Here is an 18,463-nt window from a genome sequence, read left to right on the forward strand (position 1 = left end):
ACTGAAATTGTTTTACCATCCTTACAAAATTTAATCAGGAAGGACAGTCCCCCGCAGACTGTCCTTTTTTTTGATCTCTTTCTTTCTGCGGGTTAAAATAATGCTGGCTTACCTAATAGAAAGTGATGGAACAAAAACTGTAATGGCAGAGTAAACATAATAACATCAAAAAAAGGTGATATTATGGCACATGAAAATCTGTTTAAAATTCACATACCTGAACCGTGTTTTGAAGACTGGGATAAAATGACACCAAACGAGCAGGGTGCATTCTGCAAAGTTTGTTCTAAAACGGTGGTGGATTTTTCCAAAAAATCAGAAAGTGAAGTTCAGCAGTATATTGCTGCTAATCTTGATAAAAAGATTTGCGGCAGGTTCAATGTATCTCAGCTTGATGAGGAAACTGAAGTGCCAAGGCTTAAGATAAATATTGGAGAACCTAAATATACTTTTCCATCTTATCTTCTGCCGGTTATGACACCTTTCAGGGTAAGCGCCCTGGCGCTGATGTTATGCGCATCGGCAATGCTCAGCTCATGCGGCAATTCAGAAGGGAATTCCGGCGGCGATGATAAGCCGCTTACAGGCGCAATCGCTTTAGTCGATTCAAATTATTACGGTAATAATAATTCTGACTCAATTAATACCAATAATACCAATATCCAGGGCGGTATCAGTATTCAAGATGTGCAAAGGATTAATGGACTGCAGGATAGCAGTGAAACATGTGACCCGGTTGAAACCAGGACAGTTGGAAAGATAAAAGTAGTACAGGATACAATCAAAACAGATACTGCTGAAGTGCAGGTTAAAGGTGAAATTGAACCGAGAAGAAAAATGGGTATAATCAAAAAAATACCGGATGAAAATAAGTAAATTATAGCGTTTAATCAGAAGGCGGGATTTTATCCCGCCTTTTTTTATTAGCGGCTTCAGGCAAGCCTTAATTCCTACGCTTTGTATTAAGTCTCATTGTTTTTTTGCCTTTGTAGGTGTCACGCTTGCGTGACACAAAGGATTATTCTGTAAATGCAATAGCCGCTAATATGTTTCAGGGCTAAAGCCCATATTTTTGGATAATTTTTCCACGGTCTAAAGACCGTGGCTATTAAGATTTTATTTTAAGAAATGTGTAAGGAGATTCGTGTAATTTGTGAAATTAGTGGTTAAAGCTTTTTGGATATAGACTCCACAGGGAATACGAAGTTCCACAGACCCCCTCCTCCAAAGGAGTCCTTCGGACCGGCTTCGACGTACTCCTCCTTGGGAAGTGCGAGAGCTGCTTCAAGTCTATTTTACTTTTAATGGGACTTGTGATTGCAATTCGTTCAGCTGATTCTGATACCAAACATCGATTCCTTTATCACCCGAGTTTTCGATCTTATATTTAAACAGTTCAATCAAATTATATGTTACAGCTTCGCTGCTGTAAACAGGTGAGGCTGACATATAAATCAGCATTATCTTAAGGTCATTGCTGTTCAACCCGTATAATGAATTTATGAATGCTACCATAGATAATTCATCCATAAAGTATTCCGGTATGAAATCAGAAGTAATAACAGTATTTAACAATACCGGAAACTTTCTCAGGTTATCAGCAGCAACAAATCGCGCGCCGTAAAACGGATTCCCCAGCATATCAAGCAATGTCTTTACTCCGGAGGGAGTTATATAATTACCCAAAGCGAACGCAATATCTTTATTATACAGTTTTTTCTCAGAGCGTTCCCGAGCAAGCTCGCTTAATCTTGTGGTCACCTTATTTATAAACTCAACATCGCTTGTATCATATTTTATTTTACCCAATGCGTTTATTGCCGAAGAGCGTAAGCGGTAATTTTCATCGTACGTTAATTGCAGTAAGTAATCCTTCGCCAGGGAATCTTTGGTTTCACCGAAGATGTAACACATCATGCTTAGCTCTGCCTGCGTGAAGACTCCCGCCCCGGTTGTGTAAAGTCTGAATTTATCGAGCAGCACCTGCGCTAATGACCATTGAATTTTCTGAGAAAGCACACGGAAAACCTGTACATCACGGTGATCTGTTGTGTTGAACTTAGTAACTATATAGTTCGCGGTGTTCGTGCTGTCTTCAACCAGTTTCTTGAAGCCATACTCCTGCCAAAGCGAGAAACGCGGCTCAATGGTTTTTGCCATCATGAAATATTCTTCGGTTGTATATGTACCCGGTAAGGGGTCATGACCCTTTATTCCTGATGTATCCGCTTTCCTGTTAGTATCAAGCTGAACCTTAAAATTATCGCCGCTTACCTGTTCAGGCAGGTCGGTGTAATCAAAATCTGTAAACACTCCCCAGTTTGAGGAGTTAATGAAAGTGCTGTCATAACCGGGTTGGGAGTAATAATCACTGCCGGAGGCATCAAGAAACACTCCAATGCTGCCGTATTCGCGCCGTGGATTGCCATAGCCGCGTGTGTTAGCCGGATACTTATTCAGGTAACCATCAGTGCCGCTTTCATCTATCAGAATGCCTATACCATCAGCATTGCCTGCGCCCTGGGAGAGCGAGTAAGCGGAATAGTTATCATTACCCTTAACATCCCACAGCATACCGAATCCAAAATCATGCCCGCATCCCTGCGATACTCCGTTTGACTGGTAGAAATCCCAGCCGTCATAATCTTTAAGCAAGCCAACAGCTAAATGGATTCCCGCGCCTTGGGAGTACTGGTAGCCGTTGTATTTATCGTGGCCGCCTTTATCAACAATTGCGCCAAGTGAATACCAATACGCGCCGCCCTGCCCGAAAATATCAGTGTTATAAATATCGTTGCCTTCGCCTTCGATTATGAGTCCGATACCGCCTGCGTAAAAAGGTCTTAGTCCCAGACCATAACCCTGGCACATAGAGACATAATGATCGTTGTATCTGCCAATATCAAGCGAGCGCGAATCAACCAAATATGAATCATTCCCTTTGTTATCGATAATTGCACCAACGCCTTCGGTCATACCGAATCCTTGAGAGTATGAATTGGCTATGTAAAAATCATTTCCTTCTCTATCAACAAGTAAGCCTACACCAAAACATCCCGCGCCGATTGAAAATGAAATGCCTTTGTAAGTATCGTTACCTTTTTCATCGTAGAGCAATCCCAAACCCCCAATTGCTGCGCCAAGATTGCCTGAGCCTTTTGATTCATAAAAATCATCGCCTTCTTTATCGAAGATGAATGAGGATGAGAACAGCCCGCCTGCGAGCGCGAAGTCGCTTGAGGTGGTGTAGTAATCGTTGCCGGCGAGATCTATGATACAGCTAAAACCACCGCCATCTAAGACCCCCCTTTGCCCCCCCTTGGTAAGGGGGGGATGTTCTATGTTGTAGATATCATCGGCACCGAGATCTATTATGAAATCGAATTTGCCGTTGTAGATGTTCTTACCGGGTCCGCCAATTGCGATGCGTATGCCGTCTTCATCGATATAATCTAAGAATTCTCCTTTAACAAATTCATTTTCTTTTTCCTCAAATTGTAAGTTACCCAGTTTATAACTATTCAAAAGTTTGTAAATATAAAGGACTAAATCAAGGTATTGGTAATGGAAGAATCTGAAATTTGATGTTGCAGTTGGTTCAGATATTAATTTCGATAATGTTTCAATTACTTTTCTAGATTTTTCAATTGAGGAATCTCTTAAAATATTATATCTAAAGATATCTTTAGCATAATTATCTTCTGCTTCTTCTTCAAAGATAGCCAGGTAATTTTGTTGCAAATACTTTATTTCATATGGTGTAAAGCAATTATATATCTCCCGTTTACCAATTTGGCTATTTGATTTTAAGAAATCCTTAAGCTCATTAATATTTTTGATGGGATCTAATACATATATTGAGTATTGGGATTCGTTTTGTGATTTTTCTAAACTTAACAAATCAAAACATTTTGTAAATATTACTCTTAAACTATCATTACACAGCATGCTCACACTATCTAACCATGTTTCGCTTCGCAATGGATTTGTCATCATATCCTTCACAAGCGGCAGGGTGAGCTTTACATCATTGGTCGGATTTTTTTCCGCGGTGGAGAAGAACTCAATGGGGATTGTGATATCTTCGCGCGTCAGCCCGCGGTTGCGGAGAGTTTGATCGAGCAGTGTGTTTATATCATGCTGCTGTGAGAAAGCATTCGAGCAGCTCAGTACAAGTGATAATATAAATATTAGCTTTTTCATTAAATAAATATAAATGTTAGAGTGGATTAAAAGAATGAAAAACCTTGTCTGAAACCTCACCCTCCGGCTCCCTCTCCTAAAAGGAGAGGGAGAGCCATAGTCCGAAAGTTCATTTTCCCCCTCTCCTCTTGGGAGAGGGGGTCAGGGGGTGAGGTGTGTAATTATTATTTAACTTAGTGTCTATTCAACGTAATTTAAATTTTGGTCATCTTTTTTAAGACCCCCTCACATGTCTTCGCCAGTCCTTCGGCCGGCTTCGCCGTACTCTCCCTTGGTAAGGGGGAGAATAAATCATTCGTGCAATTTGTGAAATTCGTGGTTAAGGCTTTTGTTTATGATTTTGAGTACTCCTACTTATGAAACAAAAATCAATCTAAACGAGTATATAACTTAACATTACCAAAAGAGGTTTTAGACCATGAAACTCACAAAAACGTTAATTTTAGCTTTTATTCTGCCATTTGTTGTGGCATTAAATGCCTGTCAGGAACAGAGCGATAAAAATACTTTAAGCCAGGAACAGCCACGGGAATTTAAAACAGATGCACCTACCGGTACAACAGATATTGAATCCTCACCCAAAAACAAAGAATTTACCATAGGGGAAAACAAGTCAGACGGCACATTAAAACAGATAAATTACCAGCAGCCCACAGAAAATACTACACCTCAGGATAAGCGGATGATAATCCGCACAGGTACAATGAGCATTGAAAATGACAGCTTTGATGAGACCGAACTTAAGGCTAAGGAGATCGCGAAAAATCTTGGCGGATTCATAACCAACTCCACAGCCCAGGTAAACCAGAGCGGAAAGAAACAGGGGACACTCACCATAAGAGTGCAGGCTGATAAGTATGATGCATTGCTTGCAGAGCTTGCAAAGACAGGTAAAGTTATGAATCAGAACATTACCGGGCGTGATGTGACCGAAGAGTATGTTGACGCCGAGGCAAGACTTAAAACCCAGCGTGAGCTTGAAACAAGGCTGCTGCAGTTGCTTGCTGAAAAAACAGCGAACTTAACAGCAGTGGTTGAAGTAGAGCAGAAGCTTGCAAACGTAAGAGAGAACATCGAAAAGACCGAAGGCAGAATGCGTATGCTCAAAGACCAGGCGTCGTTTTCAACTATTACACTCAGCATATATGAGCCCGCAATACTCAACACTTCTTCAGGCGGATTCTTTTATGAGCTTGAGCGCGGATTCGAAAAGGGTCTTACCGGATTTACAAAAGTATTGGCTGGTATCATAACATTTGTTATAGCAATGGCTCCGATACTTGCCATACTTGGATTTATAGTGTATATAGTTGTAAGGGTTATAAAGAAAAGAAAAGTTGTAAAGGCATAAGTAATTGTTTGCAGAGTCCTTCAAACAGCGAAGAGACTCTGCAAAATACGTATTATATGAACAATGGGTTGTAACCCCTTGTTCATAGGAAAGCAAAGATATTGTTTCCAGCAGCATCCCCAAAAAACAATATAGAACGCAAAGGGATCTTTATGAGGGATCCCTGTTCTATTTTACAGAATTCTGAGGAGTGAAACGACGAAGCGGGGATAAGCCGTACTAAGTTAACACACCCCGTCACGCTGAAGCGTGACACCCATCTCAAGAGGGGAATTTTCAAATCATTACTAAAAACTTGTGAAATATGTGGTTAGTTTTGTAGAGAGTTTGGTTCGATTGGTGAGATCCTTCGGCTTCGCCTCAGGATTGAGTTTCCTTAACAACAATTGTCTTAGCCCAGTTATCGCCCATACGGCGGCGGTCTTTGTTTGAGCTTATCAGTATGAGTTCGATCAGAATTAACGGCGCAAAGTGGATAATTATTTCGCGCTTAAATGAGCGCCAGCCGCCGATAGGTTTGCCGGTTGATATATCAACAACTTTTTGCTTTAACAGTCTTCTGGCTATACTTTTACCGCCAAACATATCACGGGAGTAGGAATATACTGCCCCTGCCAAAACAAATAGTATAACAAATACTAAAAGAATATAATACAAAGCTCCGCTTCTGCCGGTTTGCTCCATTACAGCAGTGAACACTGCGGCAGGCAGCGCAATTATCATTATTACAATAAATCTGTCAATTATAAACGCAGCGCATCTTGAAAGTACCGAAGGAAGCTCGCCGTAAACAGAGGTATCAGCCTCTGATTTGAATTTTGCGGTAAGCGGACCCATATCTGTCATCTGGCTTTTAAATGTAGGTACATTTGAAAATGGCCTGAGTATCAATGCAACAGCAAGGCAGGGCATAAGCAAAAGGAGCAGTGTTAACAATGCTGCAAGTACTACCGGGTATGTTCCTGTATCATCAGTTAAAAGCTCTGCAAAAAATTCAAAAGGACCCGAAAATGTTACAATAAAAAATAAGGTACCAATTGCACTTAACAGCAGCATTGATATGCCGATAGTACGAAAAAGCCAAAGAGGAATAATTTTGGGAGCACTCATAAAAAATAAGTAATTTTCTGTTTTACTTCATGAAAAGGATTTTTGTTTCAGGTCCTATTTATCATACTTTTTAAGATACTTAATGCTTTCCAGCAGCTGCTGCGCTTCTTTATATCGTTTATCCCCCTTTTTTATCTGTTTCAGGTGCCAGGCAGCTTTATCATATTTTTTTTCTGCGATATACTTTGCCCCGATAATATAATTATCTTCACCTGAGAGCTCGCCTTCGGGAAGCTCTTCTTCAGGCGTAGTTTCATTTTTTGTATTATCAGGCTCAGTTTCGGTCGGACCTTTTGTGACTTCCTTTTCTCCCGTAATTTCTTCCACTTTTTTTGTTATGGAATCAGATGAGCTGAAAAAAATGAAAACCGCAGCACCCAGAACTCCAATAAAAAGTAAAAGAAACACCGCAAATACTATTGCTTTTCCTCCGCCTGATGACTTACCGGTTTGAGCCTGCCCTACCGACCTGAAGGGGTTATCATAAAAGGGTTTTATGTACTCTTTATAATATTCCGGGTCTGCAGTTTGGTAATGTTTTGCAAGTTCATCAAAATACTGGCGGCTGTTTTGCCAGTACATTTCAAGCTCTTGTTTGGATGGTCCGCCGGTCATTTTTTATTGTAGTTTGTTGAGATAATTAATGTAAGTTAAAAATTTTTTTACAATAAAAATGTGCAATTTATTGATTAAACTCAAATATATTACTGAAGTCCACAAAATAGCTAAATTAATTAGTATATACCTTATTTTTTCCTATTGACTTATAAATACTATTTATTATATTTGTAACAGATTTAAGATAGTTCTTTATATAAAATCAAAATTTTGCAGCAGGAGTTAGCTAGGTAAGGGTGGCTAACGTTTTTAGTACGAACGCTCCCAGTGTTCCGAAAAAACCTGCTGCGTTTTTTTTGCCCAAAATTATAAAAATAAGCATTATTTCCAAAAAATGGCAAAAAAAAACCGGGAAATTATCCCGGTTATTTTTGAAAATATCAGTCTAACCTAATTTTTTTTCTATCAGTATAGCTGCATCTCCAACAGTTACTATCCCGTTTTCATCTCCCGGTTCATATCCAAGATCAAAGCTATCTTCAAGTTCAGTTAAGTAAGTGATTAAATCTGCAGGGGTTACAATGCCTATATCAGTTAATATTGTTGAATTGTGAATTTCCTGAACTGGTCTGCTTGTATAAACAGCAGTAAAATCGATTACCTGCTGATCAATAGAATTTGACATATTTTAAATCCTTTCTTTAGTATTAATAAAAAGGCGAAACGATTTTCGTAAATATACTAAAAATTTACGAAAAAAATCAGTTTCGCCCTGTTAGATAGGATGGCAGTAATTTTCTAAAAAACTAAGTTTTTTTTAATTTTTCAAAATCAATTATTTCTTCAAGTATGCCGTTTGCATCACAAATTCTTAATTCGGCTTTTTGGTTGTTCAACAGATTTTCTGCAAAATAAAGTAGCATCAGCTTATATTTTGCCTTTTTTACAATTGTGTTTGAACCTTCTTTTCTCAATACCCACCCGTTAATTCCGAATCCGGGTTCAAGAAAATATCTTTGTTTAACAGAAAAATCATTGCTCATAAATAAGGACATTTTATTTAGTTTTTTTTATTTCAGAAATCGCAATGATGTTTTTTACATAAAACCCCATAATTATTCCTCCAAATTTTCACTAATATATATTATCATTTTTTTTGATGTAAAAGAAAAAAAACAGCAGTTGTCGAAATGTGATTTGCTAAATATAGTGGATTTTTATGTAAATTTAGTTATTTTCCAATAAATTTGTCGAATATATGGAAATTACAGATTCTAAATTAATTTTATTAATAAAGACGTTTAATAAGGCTGAATTCGAAAAGTTTGAAAAATTCATAAATTCACCCTATTTCAACACTAGTGAGCAGTTATCAGGTCTGGTTAAGCTGTTAAAGACTGATTATCCCGGTTTTAAAAAATTGTCGAAGAATGACATTTTTAATCATTTTTACCCAAAGCAGGAATATAAAGATAAAAAGGTAAGAGATCTGTTAAGCAGGCTTCTGGAACTTGCAGAAGTATTCATTGCCCAGCTTGAATTTGAAAAAGAACATACAACCAGGAATTTTTCGATAATGAATCAGCACATTGAAAGGGGACTTGACAGGCATTTTAAAAGTAAGTTCAGAGAATATGAAAAATATATTAATTCACAGAACGTTATAGATGAAAATTATCTGTACACCAAATTTTCATTGGCAAAGCTTTACAGAAATTATACAGATATTTTTTCGAATGTTGCTTATGAGGATTCATTTTCAGATATAATTTATACTGAATATGAAAATTTTTTAAATTTTATTATTTATGATATTCTGAATTACACACTGGTTTTTTCGATCAGAAATTATGCTATTAAAAATGATATACATCTTGAGTTTTCAGAAAAGGTTCTGGAATTTCTTGAAAAACATCCGCCTGAAAAATATCCGGTAATTAATATCTTCCGCATGATATTAAATATTCAAAAAACTGAAAGTGAACCGGTAAGTGAAGTAGATGTAAAGCAGTATAATATTCTGATAGAAAATCTTGATCAAAATTTTCAGTCTGTAAATAAAGAAATTGCCCGAACCTTATTTGTTTATCTTGTTAATTATACCAGGCTTAAGTCGCTTGGAAATAACAGTTTTTTCAAGGAAGAACATTACAGGCTTCTGAAATATTCTATAGAAAATGATCTGTATCCCAAGGAAGGAAAATATTTCGGGGAAGCTTCTTATGTTATTGTGGCATCAACTGCGCTGATAAATAAGGATTTCGAATGGGCGGAAGATTTCATCGAAAAATTCAAAAATGAGCTTAAGCCTGAAGTAAAAGAAAACGCTTATACTATGTGTATGGCAAATCTAAATTACCGAAAAGGAAATTACGAGAAAGCGCTTAAACTACTCGTGCGTGTATCAATCGAAGATATTTATTACCAGTTAAAAGTAAAAAACCTTCAGATTAAAATACATTATGAGCTTGGTGATTATGAAATGTGTAAAAGCGTGATAGATTCATTCCGGCATTTTCTCAGCAGTTCCAAACAGTTTCCTGAATTTGTAAGGATAAGGTTTGTAAATTACGTTAATTTTACCAGCCGAATGGTTAATATCTGGCTTGGAGGCGATACCAGGAATTTGATAGAGATACTGCGGGAATTAAATGAATTGCCGCAGGAAAGAGTTGAAAGCAAATCATGGCTTCTTGCCCAGGCTTCAAAAATTAAGATCTAACGCAATGAATTCAGCTATGGGTATACCTTAATTATAATCTTGACTTTTTTGTATAGATAGGGTATCTTGCAGTAATAATAATTGAATTTTAAACAAATTTTGCATAAATAATGAGCACAGAACTCAGTAATGTTGAAGAGTTAGCGATACAGGACTATAAGTATGGTTTCAGCACTGAAATCGAAATGGATACTATTCCTAAAGGTTTAAGTGAAGAGGTCGTAAGGATAATTTCATCTAAAAAAAATGAACCTGAATGGATGCTTGAATGGAGATTAAAAGCATTCAGGCACTGGCAGACACTTGAAAAGCAATCAGAGCCGAAATGGGCTAATATATCTTACCCGGCAGTGGATTTTCAGGACATAATCTATTATGCCGCTCCTAAACAAAAGCCGGAATTAAAATCTCTTGATGAAGTTGATCCTGAGCTTCTTAAAACATTTGAAAAACTCGGAATATCCCTTCAGGAACAGAAGAGGCTTACCGGTGTTGCAGTTGACGCGGTTTTTGACAGTGTTTCGGTTACCACTACTTTTAAAGAAGAGCTTTCTAAGCTTGGAATAATATTCTGTTCTATGAGCGAAGCTGTTCAGGAGCATCCGGAGCTTGTTAAAAAATATATTGGTTCAGTTGTTCCTTACACAGATAATTTTTACGCCGCTTTAAATTCAGCCGTATTCAGTGACGGTTCATTCTGTTACATTCCAAAAGGTGTAAGGTGCCCGATGGAGCTTTCAACTTATTTCAGAATTAACACCAGCGGTACGGGACAGTTTGAACGTACTTTATTAATTGCAGATGAAGGCGGTTATGTAAGTTATCTCGAAGGCTGCACAGCACCCATGAGGGATGAAAACCAGCTCCACGCCGCAGTTGTTGAGCTCATTGCGCTTGATGACGCAACTATAAAATATTCAACTGTACAGAACTGGTACCCCGGGGATAAAGAAGGCAAAGGCGGTATTTATAACTTTGTTACAAAACGCGGCGCATGCAGGGGAAAAAATTCAAAGATCACCTGGACCCAGGTTGAAACCGGTTCTGCTATCACATGGAAATATCCAAGCTGTATTCTTCAGGGTGATAATTCCATAGGTGAGTTTTATTCTGTAGCAGTTACAAACAATCACCAGCAGGCTGATACAGGCACGAAAATGATCCATCTGGGAAAGAACACTAAAAGCACAATTGTTTCCAAAGGAATTTCTGCAGGTAAGAGTAATAACTCATACCGCGGATTGGTAAGAGTACATAAAAACGCTGAAAATTCAAGGAATTTTACACAGTGTGATTCGCTGCTTATCGGCGACAGGTGCGGAGCACATACCTTTCCTTATATTGAAGTAAGCAATGAATCAGCGAAAGTTGAACACGAAGCAACAACTTCTAAAATAGGTGAAGACCAGCTGTTCTATTTAAGGCAGCGCGGTATTTCACAGGAAGATGCAATAAATATGATTGTTAACGGATATTGCAAAGATGTATTCAGAGAGCTTCCAATGGAATTTGCAGTTGAAGCACAGAAGCTCCTCAGCATTTCTCTTGAAGGCAGTGTGGGTTAATTCTCCAAAACAATTAACAAGTAAAAATAAATAAAGAAAAAATATATATTCATAAAGGAATTCAATTAATGTTAACTGTAAAAGACCTTTTTGTAAAGGTAGAAGATAAAGAGATTTTAAAAGGCATTAACCTCGAAGTTAATGCAGGTGAAGTTCATGCTATTATGGGACCCAACGGTTCAGGCAAAAGTACACTTGCCAATGTTATTGCAGGCAAAGATGGTTACGAAGTAACCGGCGGTTCCGTTACAATGGATGGCATGGATCTGCTTGATATGTCTCCTGAAGAACGCGCAAGAGAAGGAGTTTTTCTTGCATTCCAGTACCCCGTGGAAATTCCCGGAGTAAGCAATGCTACATTTCTTAAAACCGCGCTTAATGAAATAAGGAAACATAAAGGACTCGAAGAGCTTGATGCAGTGAACTTTCTGAAATTTATGCGTGAAAAAATGAAGGTGGTTGGAATTGATGATAAGCTTATAAACAGGCCGGTGAACCAGGGATTTTCAGGCGGTGAAAAGAAAAGAAATGAGATATTCCAGCTCCAGATGCTGCAGCCTAAGCTTGCCGTTCTGGATGAAACCGACTCAGGACTTGATATCGACGCACTGAAAATTGTTTCTAACGGCGTTAATCTTTTCCGAAGCAAAGAAAATGCGGTAATAGTAGTAACACATTACCAGAGACTGCTTGATTACATTGTACCTGATTTTGTACATGTACTTGTCAATGGCAGAATAGTAAAATCAGGCGGCAAAGAGCTTGCTCTTGAGCTGGAAGAAAAAGGATATGACTGGGTTATAAACCCGGAAACAGAAGCAGCAGCCGTTTAATATCAGAATCGTAAGAGGAAAATGGAAAAAACAGGAAATAAAGAATATTATATAGCGGAATTCAATAAATCTGAACAGAGCATGAACGGCGAAGCTTCATCTGCCATTCATAAGCTTAGGAAGAAAGCCATTACAAAGTTCGAAGAGCTCGGCTTTCCTACAGTAAAAAATGAAGACTGGAAATATACAGATGTAAACCCGCTTTTTAATTTTGAATTTTCAGCCGGAAATTCAAGCGGTATTACAAAAAAAGAAGCAGAGAAATTTCATATTAACGGACTCAATGAAAATACTGTGGTGTTTGTTAACGGAATTTATTCCGAGAAGCTTTCTGCAATTAAAAAGCAGGCAACCGGGATAGTTATTGACAGCCTTAATGCTGTTTTAAAAAACAACCCTGAGCTTATTATGGAGCATATTGGAAAATATGCATTGATAGATAATGGATTTACTGCCTTAAACACTGCTTTTGCAAAAGAAGGCACTGTCATCATTGTTCCCGATAACAGTGAAGTTAAAGGACATATTCATATAATAAATATTACAGGTGAGCAGGGGAAACATATATTGACCCAGCCAAGGAACCTGATAATAACAGGTAAAAACTCAAAAGTAAATATTATTGAAAGCTATCACAGCACAAATAGCAGTGAAAATCTGGTAAATGCAGTAACTGAAGCGGTAGTCGGAGAAAATTCCACAGTGGAAATTTACAGGCTGCAGCAGGAAAACGAAAGCTCATACCAAATTAACAGAACCCAGGCTGTACAGGCGCGGAATTCTGTATTCACTCATTACAGTGTAACTCTTGGCGGCGGAATTGTCAGAAATGATACAAATGTATTGCTGAATGATGAGAACTGCACAGGCAATCTTTACGGTCTGTACCTGACCGAAGGAAAACAGCATGTTGATAACCATACTTTAATAGATCATGCAAAACCGCACTGCCAGAGCAATGAAATGTATAAAGGAGTTTTAAACGGCAGCTCTCGCGGAGTTTTCAACGGTAAGGTTTTTGTAAGGGAAGATGCGCAGAAAACCAATGCATACCAGTCAAACAAAGCAATATTACTTACCAGTACCGCAACAATAGATACAAAACCGCAGCTTGAAATTTATGCCGATGATGTTAAGTGTTCGCATGGAGCCGCAATTGGCCAGCTTGATGACGAAGCGGTCTTTTACCTTCGTTCCAGGGGGATAAGCGCTGAAATGGCGAAGACAGTTTTGATAAGGGCATTTGCAAATGATATTTTTGAAACGATTGAAAATGAAACATTCCACGATCATTTAAATAATTTGGTTTTTGAAAAACTGGGTTAATATTAATGCAGGATACACTTGTAAATAAAATATTTGAAGTAGATGAGATAAGGAAGGATTTTCCCATCCTGAATACTGAAGTTGACGGGAAGCCTTTGGTTTATTTTGATAATGCGGCTACATCCCAGAAGCCGCTAAGTGTTATCAACGCGATCAGCGATTATTATTCAAACTATAACTCAAATATTCACAGGGGTGTATATTCAATAAGTATTAAGGCATCTGAAGCATATGAAAATGCAAAGCAAAAGGTAAAGGAATTTATCAATGCCAATGATCACAGGGAAATTGTTTTCACAAAAGGCACTACTGAATCTGTTAACCTGATCGCATATTCATACGGCTTAAACAATGTTAAGCCCGGCGATGAAATAATTATTTCAGAAATGGAGCATCATTCAAATATTGTTCCGTGGCAGGTTTTATGTGAAAAGAAAAATGCATTACTCAAGGTTATCCCTGTAAATGATGATGGAGAGCTGATAATTGAAGAATATAAAAAGCTGCTTTCTGATAAGACCAAAATAGTTTCTCTTTGCCATATTTCCAATTCATTGGGTACTATTAATCCGGTAAAGGAAATAATTAAACTGGCTAAAGAAAAGAACAGGGATATTGCTGTAGTTATTGATGGTGCACAGGCTGTTCATCATACAAAGGTTGATGTTCAGGAACTTGGAGCGGATTTTTATGTGTTCTCATCCCATAAAATGTACGGGCCGATGGGTATCGGGGTTTTATACTGCAGGGCGGAGCTTCTGGAAGCAATGGAGCCTTACCAGACAGGCGGTGATATGATAAGCTCGGTCAGTTTTGAAGGTACAAAGTATAATGAAATACCGATGAAGTTCGAAGCGGGTACGCCGAATGTTGAAGGTGCTGTAGGACTTTCTGCAGCAATAGATTACATAGCAGCCGCCGGACTTGAAGGGATACAAAGACAGGAACAGGAATTGCTCGATTACGCAACACAGCAGTTAAGAATGATAAATGGTATCAGGATAATAGGAACTGCGAAATTAAAAACAGGTGTTATTTCTTTTACAGCTGAAGGCTTAAACGCATTTGATATAGGCGTAATGCTCGATACAAACGGTATTGCCGTAAGGACAGGACAGCATTGTACGGAGCCCCTGATGAATAGATTTGGTATAGCAGGTACGGTCAGAATTTCATTTGCATTCTATAACACTAAAAGTGAAATAGATGTATTTGTGAACGCGTTAAGAAAAGCTATGGAGATTTTACACTGAAACGGATCAGCTTAAATGGTTAAAACAATAGCAGAAATTGAAGATGAAATAGCCGATGAGTTCAGTTTTTTTGAAAGCTGGCAGGATAAATATGAATATATCATTGAGCTTGGCAAAAAGCTTAAAGGCTACCCTGAAGATAAACAGACGGATGAATATAAAGTAAAAGGATGTCAGTCAAGCGTATGGTTAGTAACTGAAGAAACAGACGGAAAGGTTTATTTTAAGGCAGATAGCGATTCAACAATTGTTAAAGGCTTAATTGCCCTGCTTATCAGGGTGCTGAACGGCAGAACGCCGGATGAAATAATAAATGCAAAGCTTGAGTTCATTTCAAAAACAGGGCTGCAGCAGCACCTGGCGCAAACAAGGGCAAACGGACTTTCAGCTATGATCAAACAAATGAAAATGTATGCCCTGGCATACAAAGCTAAACAGTTAAATTAAAAATGTCTGATAAAACAGAAGAGAAGATCACACAGCAGGAAATTACAGAACAGGATACAGTTTCTGCCCCGGAAATTAAAGACTCGGCAGAAAGTAACACAGATAAAGCTGAGCTTAATAATGCCGTAGTGGAAGCGTTAAAAAGCGTATATGACCCTGAAATTCCTGTGAATATATATGAGCTTGGGCTGATCTATTCAGTAAATATTGATGATGGCGGCAAAGTTGTGATAGAAATGACCCTGACTTCACCCGCATGTCCGGTTGCAGGTACATTACCGCCCGAAGTTGAAGGCAAGGTCCGTTCAATACCCGGTGTTACAGATTGTGTCGTAAAAGTAGTTTGGGATCCGCCATGGGGTATGCATATGATGAGTGAAGAAGCAAAATTACAGCTTAACTTGTTTTAATTCAGATTATTTAAACTAAGAAAGAATTTTTATAAAATTTAAATTATAATATAATATGTTCCAGATAAACACAAGAGGCCCGATATACGATCCCGAAGCGGTTCAGCCGATGAGGGATGAATTAACAGCAGCCGGTTTTGTTGAATTGTTAACACCGGCAGATGTAGATACTTATTTAGGAGTAAAGGAAGGAACCACCCTTGTAATGATAAATTCTGTTTGCGGCTGTGCTGCAGGCAGCGCTAGACCCGGTGTTACACTTGCTTTGCAAAATAAGCTTATCCCTAACAGAATTGTAACAGCTTTTGCAGGACAGGACAGGGATGCCGTTGACCATTTAAGGAACAGCTATCTTCCGGGTATACCTCCTTCATCGCCATTTATGGCATTATTCAAAGATGGTGAGCTGGTATATTTAATGCAGAGAATGAATATTGAAGGTAAAACAGCAGATATGGTTGCTGAAGAATTAACTGCAGCTTTTGATAAGCATTGCACTTTTGAAGGACCTTCTGTTCCTAAAGAACAGTATGATGCAATTCTGCATGCTAAAGCATGCGGTTCTAAAATACCGAAATACAGCGGAAATTAATCAATGAAATTCAGTACCCAGGAAGAATACGGATTAAGGTGTTTGCTTAGAGTAGCAGCTGAAAAAGGGGAAAAAGGTTTAACCATCCCCGAAATAAGCAAAGCTGAAGGAATTACTACTCATAATACCGCAAAGATACTGAGAGCGCTGAGGCTGGGAGGTTTCCTGGCAAGTTCACGCGGTCAAATAGGCGGTTATACCCTTAGCCGTCCGGCAGAAGAAATTCTGGTTAAAGATGTGCTGGATTTCCTGGGAGGTAAATTATTTGATGCTGAATTCTGTAATGATCACAGCGGCTCAGCAGGCATTTGTACTCATTCAGTTGATTGTTCCATAAGATCTCTTTGGCAAATGCTGCAAAATGCCGTTGACGGGGTTTTAAGTAAAATGACAATCAAGGATCTCTTGAGTAATGAGGAAAATATAATTTCTCAAATTTCAAATTTCGGTAAAGAAGAAATCATTAAGCTTTAATAATTAGAATTCAAACAAAAAGCCCGGCTTGCCGGGCTTTTTGTTTATTTCTACCTTTATTTTACCAGTATCATTTTTTTAACATCAGTATAGCCATCAGTTACAAGTTTGTAAAAATATACCCCGCTTGCCAGATGTTTTCTTCCGGTCACATCAAAAATAACCTTATGGATTCCTGATGATTTACGTTCATTTACCAGTGTCTGAACTTCTCTTCCGGATGCGTCAAATATCTTGATCATTACATTACTGTCTGTTTTAAGCGTATAAGTAATTTCCGTTGATGGATTGAAAGGGTTTGGATAATTTTGCGAAAGTGAAAATGTTTCATTCTGATTCTGCTTGCCGACAGGCTGCTGCGGTACTATCAATGGAAGTGTCTGGTATTGATTGGCAAGCACATTAAGTAATTCCTGGTCTGATGCGGCGAACAATTGTTTCAGAACTGATGCGTAAACCTGGCGGTAATCATACTGGTAAATCAAATTTCCGCTGTTCAGATTAACAAGGTCAGGATTGTTTCCATACATAGAGCCATTCACCAGGTCTCCAAACAGCAGCATTGGAGCTGCTGTTCCGTGATCGGTACCAATTGAACCGTTTTCTGTAACTCTTCTTCCGAATTCAGAAAGTGTCATACCCACAACACGGTTAGAAATTCCGTTCAGGTTAAGGTCAGTATAAAACGCACTAATTGCTCCGTTAACCCTGGAAAGAAGCGTGTTATGCGGATTCAGCTGCTGTGTATGTGTATCAAACCCTGATATTGTTACTACATAAAGCCTTGTTTGCAGACCGCCATCTATCAGCCTTGCTACAATTTTAAGCTGGTCTGCCAGCGAATTATTAGCAGGATATGTAGCCATATTTTGACCGTTTAACGATGCATCGCGTACCCTAGTAGCATATTGGAGGGAATCCGCTGCGATCCTTCGCGCAAAGTCAAGTTCGGGTCCAGCCAGTGTTTTTACCTTTTCATACCCGTTATAATTTGTTCCCTGTACAAGCTGGTAGAACTGGTTCGGGTCCTGGAACGTTAATGCCATATCTCCCGCCTGTGACATCAGCGAAAGCGAAGCGCTTACGCCTATCTGGATAGCCATCGGGTCCGGGGGCAAGGTGTTCGGGTAGTTGGGATATTCTTCCTTAAGATACCTGCCAAGCCAGCCTGTTGTGAAATATTGATTTGAATTTGAGGCTGTATGCCAAATATCCGTTGCTCTGAAATGTGAAAAATTAGGATTCGGATAGCCTACATTTTGAACTATTGCAAGCTTATTATCAATAAAAAGATTTTTCAGGTCAGACATAGCAGGATGCAGGCCCATAGTTGTATTAGGTAAAGAAAGTACCTGCCCGCTGGGAATGCCTAAGTTGGGGCGGCGGGTATAATACATGCTGTCCTGGTAAGGAATAATTGTGTTTAAGCCGTCATTACCGCCAAGTAATTGGATTACAACCAGGACTTTATCTGTATCAACAAACGGGCTGCATATTTTTGATAATACTGAGTTAAATCCAAGCGCTTTAATAGGGATTGAATTAAGGGATAATGCTGCGCCGGCACCGGATACTGCAAGCGTTTTTATGAAATCTCTTCTTTTCATTTTTATTCTCCC

Annotated in this window: 17 protein-coding genes; 11 read left to right on the forward strand and 6 right to left on the reverse strand. The window is 38.6% G+C overall.

Translation table 11 applies throughout. From position 1 onward, the window contains the following. Positions 1 to 183 precede the first annotated feature (183 nt). Positions 184 to 876: a hypothetical protein gene (locus J0M37_04690; GenBank protein MBN8584371.1), complete on the forward strand. Its 693-nt coding sequence runs from the start codon at positions 184 to 186 to the stop codon at positions 874 to 876. Between the two features lie 414 nt (positions 877 to 1,290). Here the strand turns inward: J0M37_04690 and J0M37_04695 are convergent, their stop codons facing one another. Further along, complete coding sequence (locus tag J0M37_04695) at positions 1,291 to 4,203, reverse strand: HEAT repeat domain-containing protein (protein MBN8584372.1); 2,913 nt, start codon at positions 4,201 to 4,203, stop codon at positions 1,291 to 1,293. Between the two features lie 418 nt (positions 4,204 to 4,621). On the opposite strand from J0M37_04695, the gene J0M37_04700 reads away from it, so the two are divergent. Further along, positions 4,622 to 5,554 (forward strand): DUF4349 domain-containing protein, encoded by a 933-nt coding sequence (locus tag J0M37_04700; GenBank protein ID MBN8584373.1) that lies wholly within the window; start codon positions 4,622 to 4,624, stop codon positions 5,552 to 5,554. A gap of 360 nt (positions 5,555 to 5,914) precedes the next feature. Here the strand turns inward: J0M37_04700 and J0M37_04705 are convergent, their stop codons facing one another. The 4 genes from J0M37_04705 to J0M37_04720 all read right to left on the reverse strand — a co-directional run bounded on the left by J0M37_04705 (position 5,915) and on the right by J0M37_04720 (position 8,277). Further along, positions 5,915 to 6,664 carry an RDD family protein gene (locus J0M37_04705; protein ID MBN8584374.1) on the reverse strand — a complete coding sequence of 250 codons (750 nt, stop codon included), beginning with the start codon at positions 6,662 to 6,664 and terminating at the stop codon, positions 5,915 to 5,917. Between the two features lie 54 nt (positions 6,665 to 6,718). After that, positions 6,719 to 7,279, reverse strand: a complete 561-nt coding sequence (locus J0M37_04710; protein MBN8584375.1) for a hypothetical protein — start codon at positions 7,277 to 7,279, stop codon at positions 6,719 to 6,721. 388 nt (positions 7,280 to 7,667) lie between these two features. Further along, a complete protein-coding gene (locus tag J0M37_04715) occupies positions 7,668 to 7,907 on the reverse strand; it encodes a hypothetical protein (GenBank protein MBN8584376.1) in 240 nt (79 codons plus the stop codon). A gap of 121 nt (positions 7,908 to 8,028) precedes the next feature. Continuing rightward, positions 8,029 to 8,277, reverse strand: coding sequence for a hypothetical protein (locus J0M37_04720; GenBank protein MBN8584377.1), 249 nt, complete (start codon positions 8,275 to 8,277; stop codon positions 8,029 to 8,031). Positions 8,278 to 8,480: 203 nt separating this feature from the next. On the opposite strand from J0M37_04720, the gene J0M37_04725 reads away from it, so the two are divergent. From J0M37_04725 to J0M37_04765, 9 genes are all read left to right on the forward strand, one after another. After that, positions 8,481 to 9,944 carry a hypothetical protein gene (locus tag J0M37_04725; GenBank protein MBN8584378.1) on the forward strand — a complete coding sequence of 488 codons (1,464 nt, stop codon included), beginning with the start codon at positions 8,481 to 8,483 and terminating at the stop codon, positions 9,942 to 9,944. Positions 9,945 to 10,054: 110 nt separating this feature from the next. After that, entirely contained in the window at positions 10,055 to 11,509 is a 1,455-nt protein-coding gene (sufB, locus tag J0M37_04730) for a Fe-S cluster assembly protein SufB (GenBank protein ID MBN8584379.1), read from the forward strand. 68 nt (positions 11,510 to 11,577) lie between these two features. After that, positions 11,578 to 12,342 (forward strand): Fe-S cluster assembly ATPase SufC, encoded by a 765-nt coding sequence (sufC, locus tag J0M37_04735; GenBank protein MBN8584380.1) that lies wholly within the window; start codon positions 11,578 to 11,580, stop codon positions 12,340 to 12,342. A gap of 21 nt (positions 12,343 to 12,363) precedes the next feature. Further along, positions 12,364 to 13,668, forward strand: coding sequence for a Fe-S cluster assembly protein SufD (gene sufD / locus J0M37_04740; GenBank protein MBN8584381.1), 1,305 nt, complete (start codon positions 12,364 to 12,366; stop codon positions 13,666 to 13,668). A gap of 5 nt (positions 13,669 to 13,673) precedes the next feature. After that, positions 13,674 to 14,921, forward strand: coding sequence for a cysteine desulfurase (locus J0M37_04745; protein MBN8584382.1), 1,248 nt, complete (start codon positions 13,674 to 13,676; stop codon positions 14,919 to 14,921). 15 nt (positions 14,922 to 14,936) lie between these two features. Continuing rightward, positions 14,937 to 15,368: a SufE family protein gene (locus J0M37_04750; protein ID MBN8584383.1), complete on the forward strand. Its 432-nt coding sequence runs from the start codon at positions 14,937 to 14,939 to the stop codon at positions 15,366 to 15,368. 2 nt (positions 15,369 to 15,370) lie between these two features. Then, positions 15,371 to 15,778, forward strand: a complete 408-nt coding sequence (locus J0M37_04755; protein ID MBN8584384.1) for an SUF system Fe-S cluster assembly protein — start codon at positions 15,371 to 15,373, stop codon at positions 15,776 to 15,778. A 55-nt stretch (positions 15,779 to 15,833) separates the two neighbouring features. Beyond that, positions 15,834 to 16,370: a BrxA/BrxB family bacilliredoxin gene (locus J0M37_04760; protein ID MBN8584385.1), complete on the forward strand. Its 537-nt coding sequence runs from the start codon at positions 15,834 to 15,836 to the stop codon at positions 16,368 to 16,370. Between the two features lie 3 nt (positions 16,371 to 16,373). Continuing rightward, positions 16,374 to 16,844 (forward strand): Rrf2 family transcriptional regulator, encoded by a 471-nt coding sequence (locus J0M37_04765; GenBank protein ID MBN8584386.1) that lies wholly within the window; start codon positions 16,374 to 16,376, stop codon positions 16,842 to 16,844. 56 nt (positions 16,845 to 16,900) lie between these two features. Here the strand turns inward: J0M37_04765 and J0M37_04770 are convergent, their stop codons facing one another. Then, positions 16,901 to 18,451: a DUF1501 domain-containing protein gene (locus tag J0M37_04770; GenBank protein ID MBN8584387.1), complete on the reverse strand. Its 1,551-nt coding sequence runs from the start codon at positions 18,449 to 18,451 to the stop codon at positions 16,901 to 16,903. Positions 18,452 to 18,463: the final 12 nt, after the last annotated feature.

It is taken from the genome of Ignavibacteria bacterium, from assembly GCA_017303675.1.
Taxonomy (GTDB): Bacteria; Bacteroidota; Ignavibacteria; order Tepidaquicellales; family OLB5; genus OLB5.

Coding starts and splice junctions, on each gene's coding strand:
- J0M37_04690 (MBN8584371.1), top strand. CDS start 184: ATGGCACATGAAAATCTGTTTAAAATTCACATACCTGAACCGTGTTTT.
- J0M37_04695 (MBN8584372.1), bottom strand. CDS start 4,203: ATGAAAAAGCTAATATTTATATTATCACTTGTACTGAGCTGCTCGAAT.
- J0M37_04700 (MBN8584373.1), top strand. CDS start 4,622: ATGAAACTCACAAAAACGTTAATTTTAGCTTTTATTCTGCCATTTGTT.
- J0M37_04705 (MBN8584374.1), bottom strand. CDS start 6,664: ATGAGTGCTCCCAAAATTATTCCTCTTTGGCTTTTTCGTACTATCGGC.
- J0M37_04710 (MBN8584375.1), bottom strand. CDS start 7,279: ATGACCGGCGGACCATCCAAACAAGAGCTTGAAATGTACTGGCAAAAC.
- J0M37_04715 (MBN8584376.1), bottom strand. CDS start 7,907: ATGTCAAATTCTATTGATCAGCAGGTAATCGATTTTACTGCTGTTTAT.
- J0M37_04720 (MBN8584377.1), bottom strand. CDS start 8,277: ATGTCCTTATTTATGAGCAATGATTTTTCTGTTAAACAAAGATATTTT.
- J0M37_04725 (MBN8584378.1), top strand. CDS start 8,481: ATGGAAATTACAGATTCTAAATTAATTTTATTAATAAAGACGTTTAAT.
- sufB (MBN8584379.1), top strand. CDS start 10,055: ATGAGCACAGAACTCAGTAATGTTGAAGAGTTAGCGATACAGGACTAT.
- sufC (MBN8584380.1), top strand. CDS start 11,578: ATGTTAACTGTAAAAGACCTTTTTGTAAAGGTAGAAGATAAAGAGATT.
- sufD (MBN8584381.1), top strand. CDS start 12,364: ATGGAAAAAACAGGAAATAAAGAATATTATATAGCGGAATTCAATAAA.
- J0M37_04745 (MBN8584382.1), top strand. CDS start 13,674: ATGCAGGATACACTTGTAAATAAAATATTTGAAGTAGATGAGATAAGG.
- J0M37_04750 (MBN8584383.1), top strand. CDS start 14,937: ATGGTTAAAACAATAGCAGAAATTGAAGATGAAATAGCCGATGAGTTC.
- J0M37_04755 (MBN8584384.1), top strand. CDS start 15,371: ATGTCTGATAAAACAGAAGAGAAGATCACACAGCAGGAAATTACAGAA.
- J0M37_04760 (MBN8584385.1), top strand. CDS start 15,834: ATGTTCCAGATAAACACAAGAGGCCCGATATACGATCCCGAAGCGGTT.
- J0M37_04765 (MBN8584386.1), top strand. CDS start 16,374: ATGAAATTCAGTACCCAGGAAGAATACGGATTAAGGTGTTTGCTTAGA.
- J0M37_04770 (MBN8584387.1), bottom strand. CDS start 18,451: ATGAAAAGAAGAGATTTCATAAAAACGCTTGCAGTATCCGGTGCCGGC.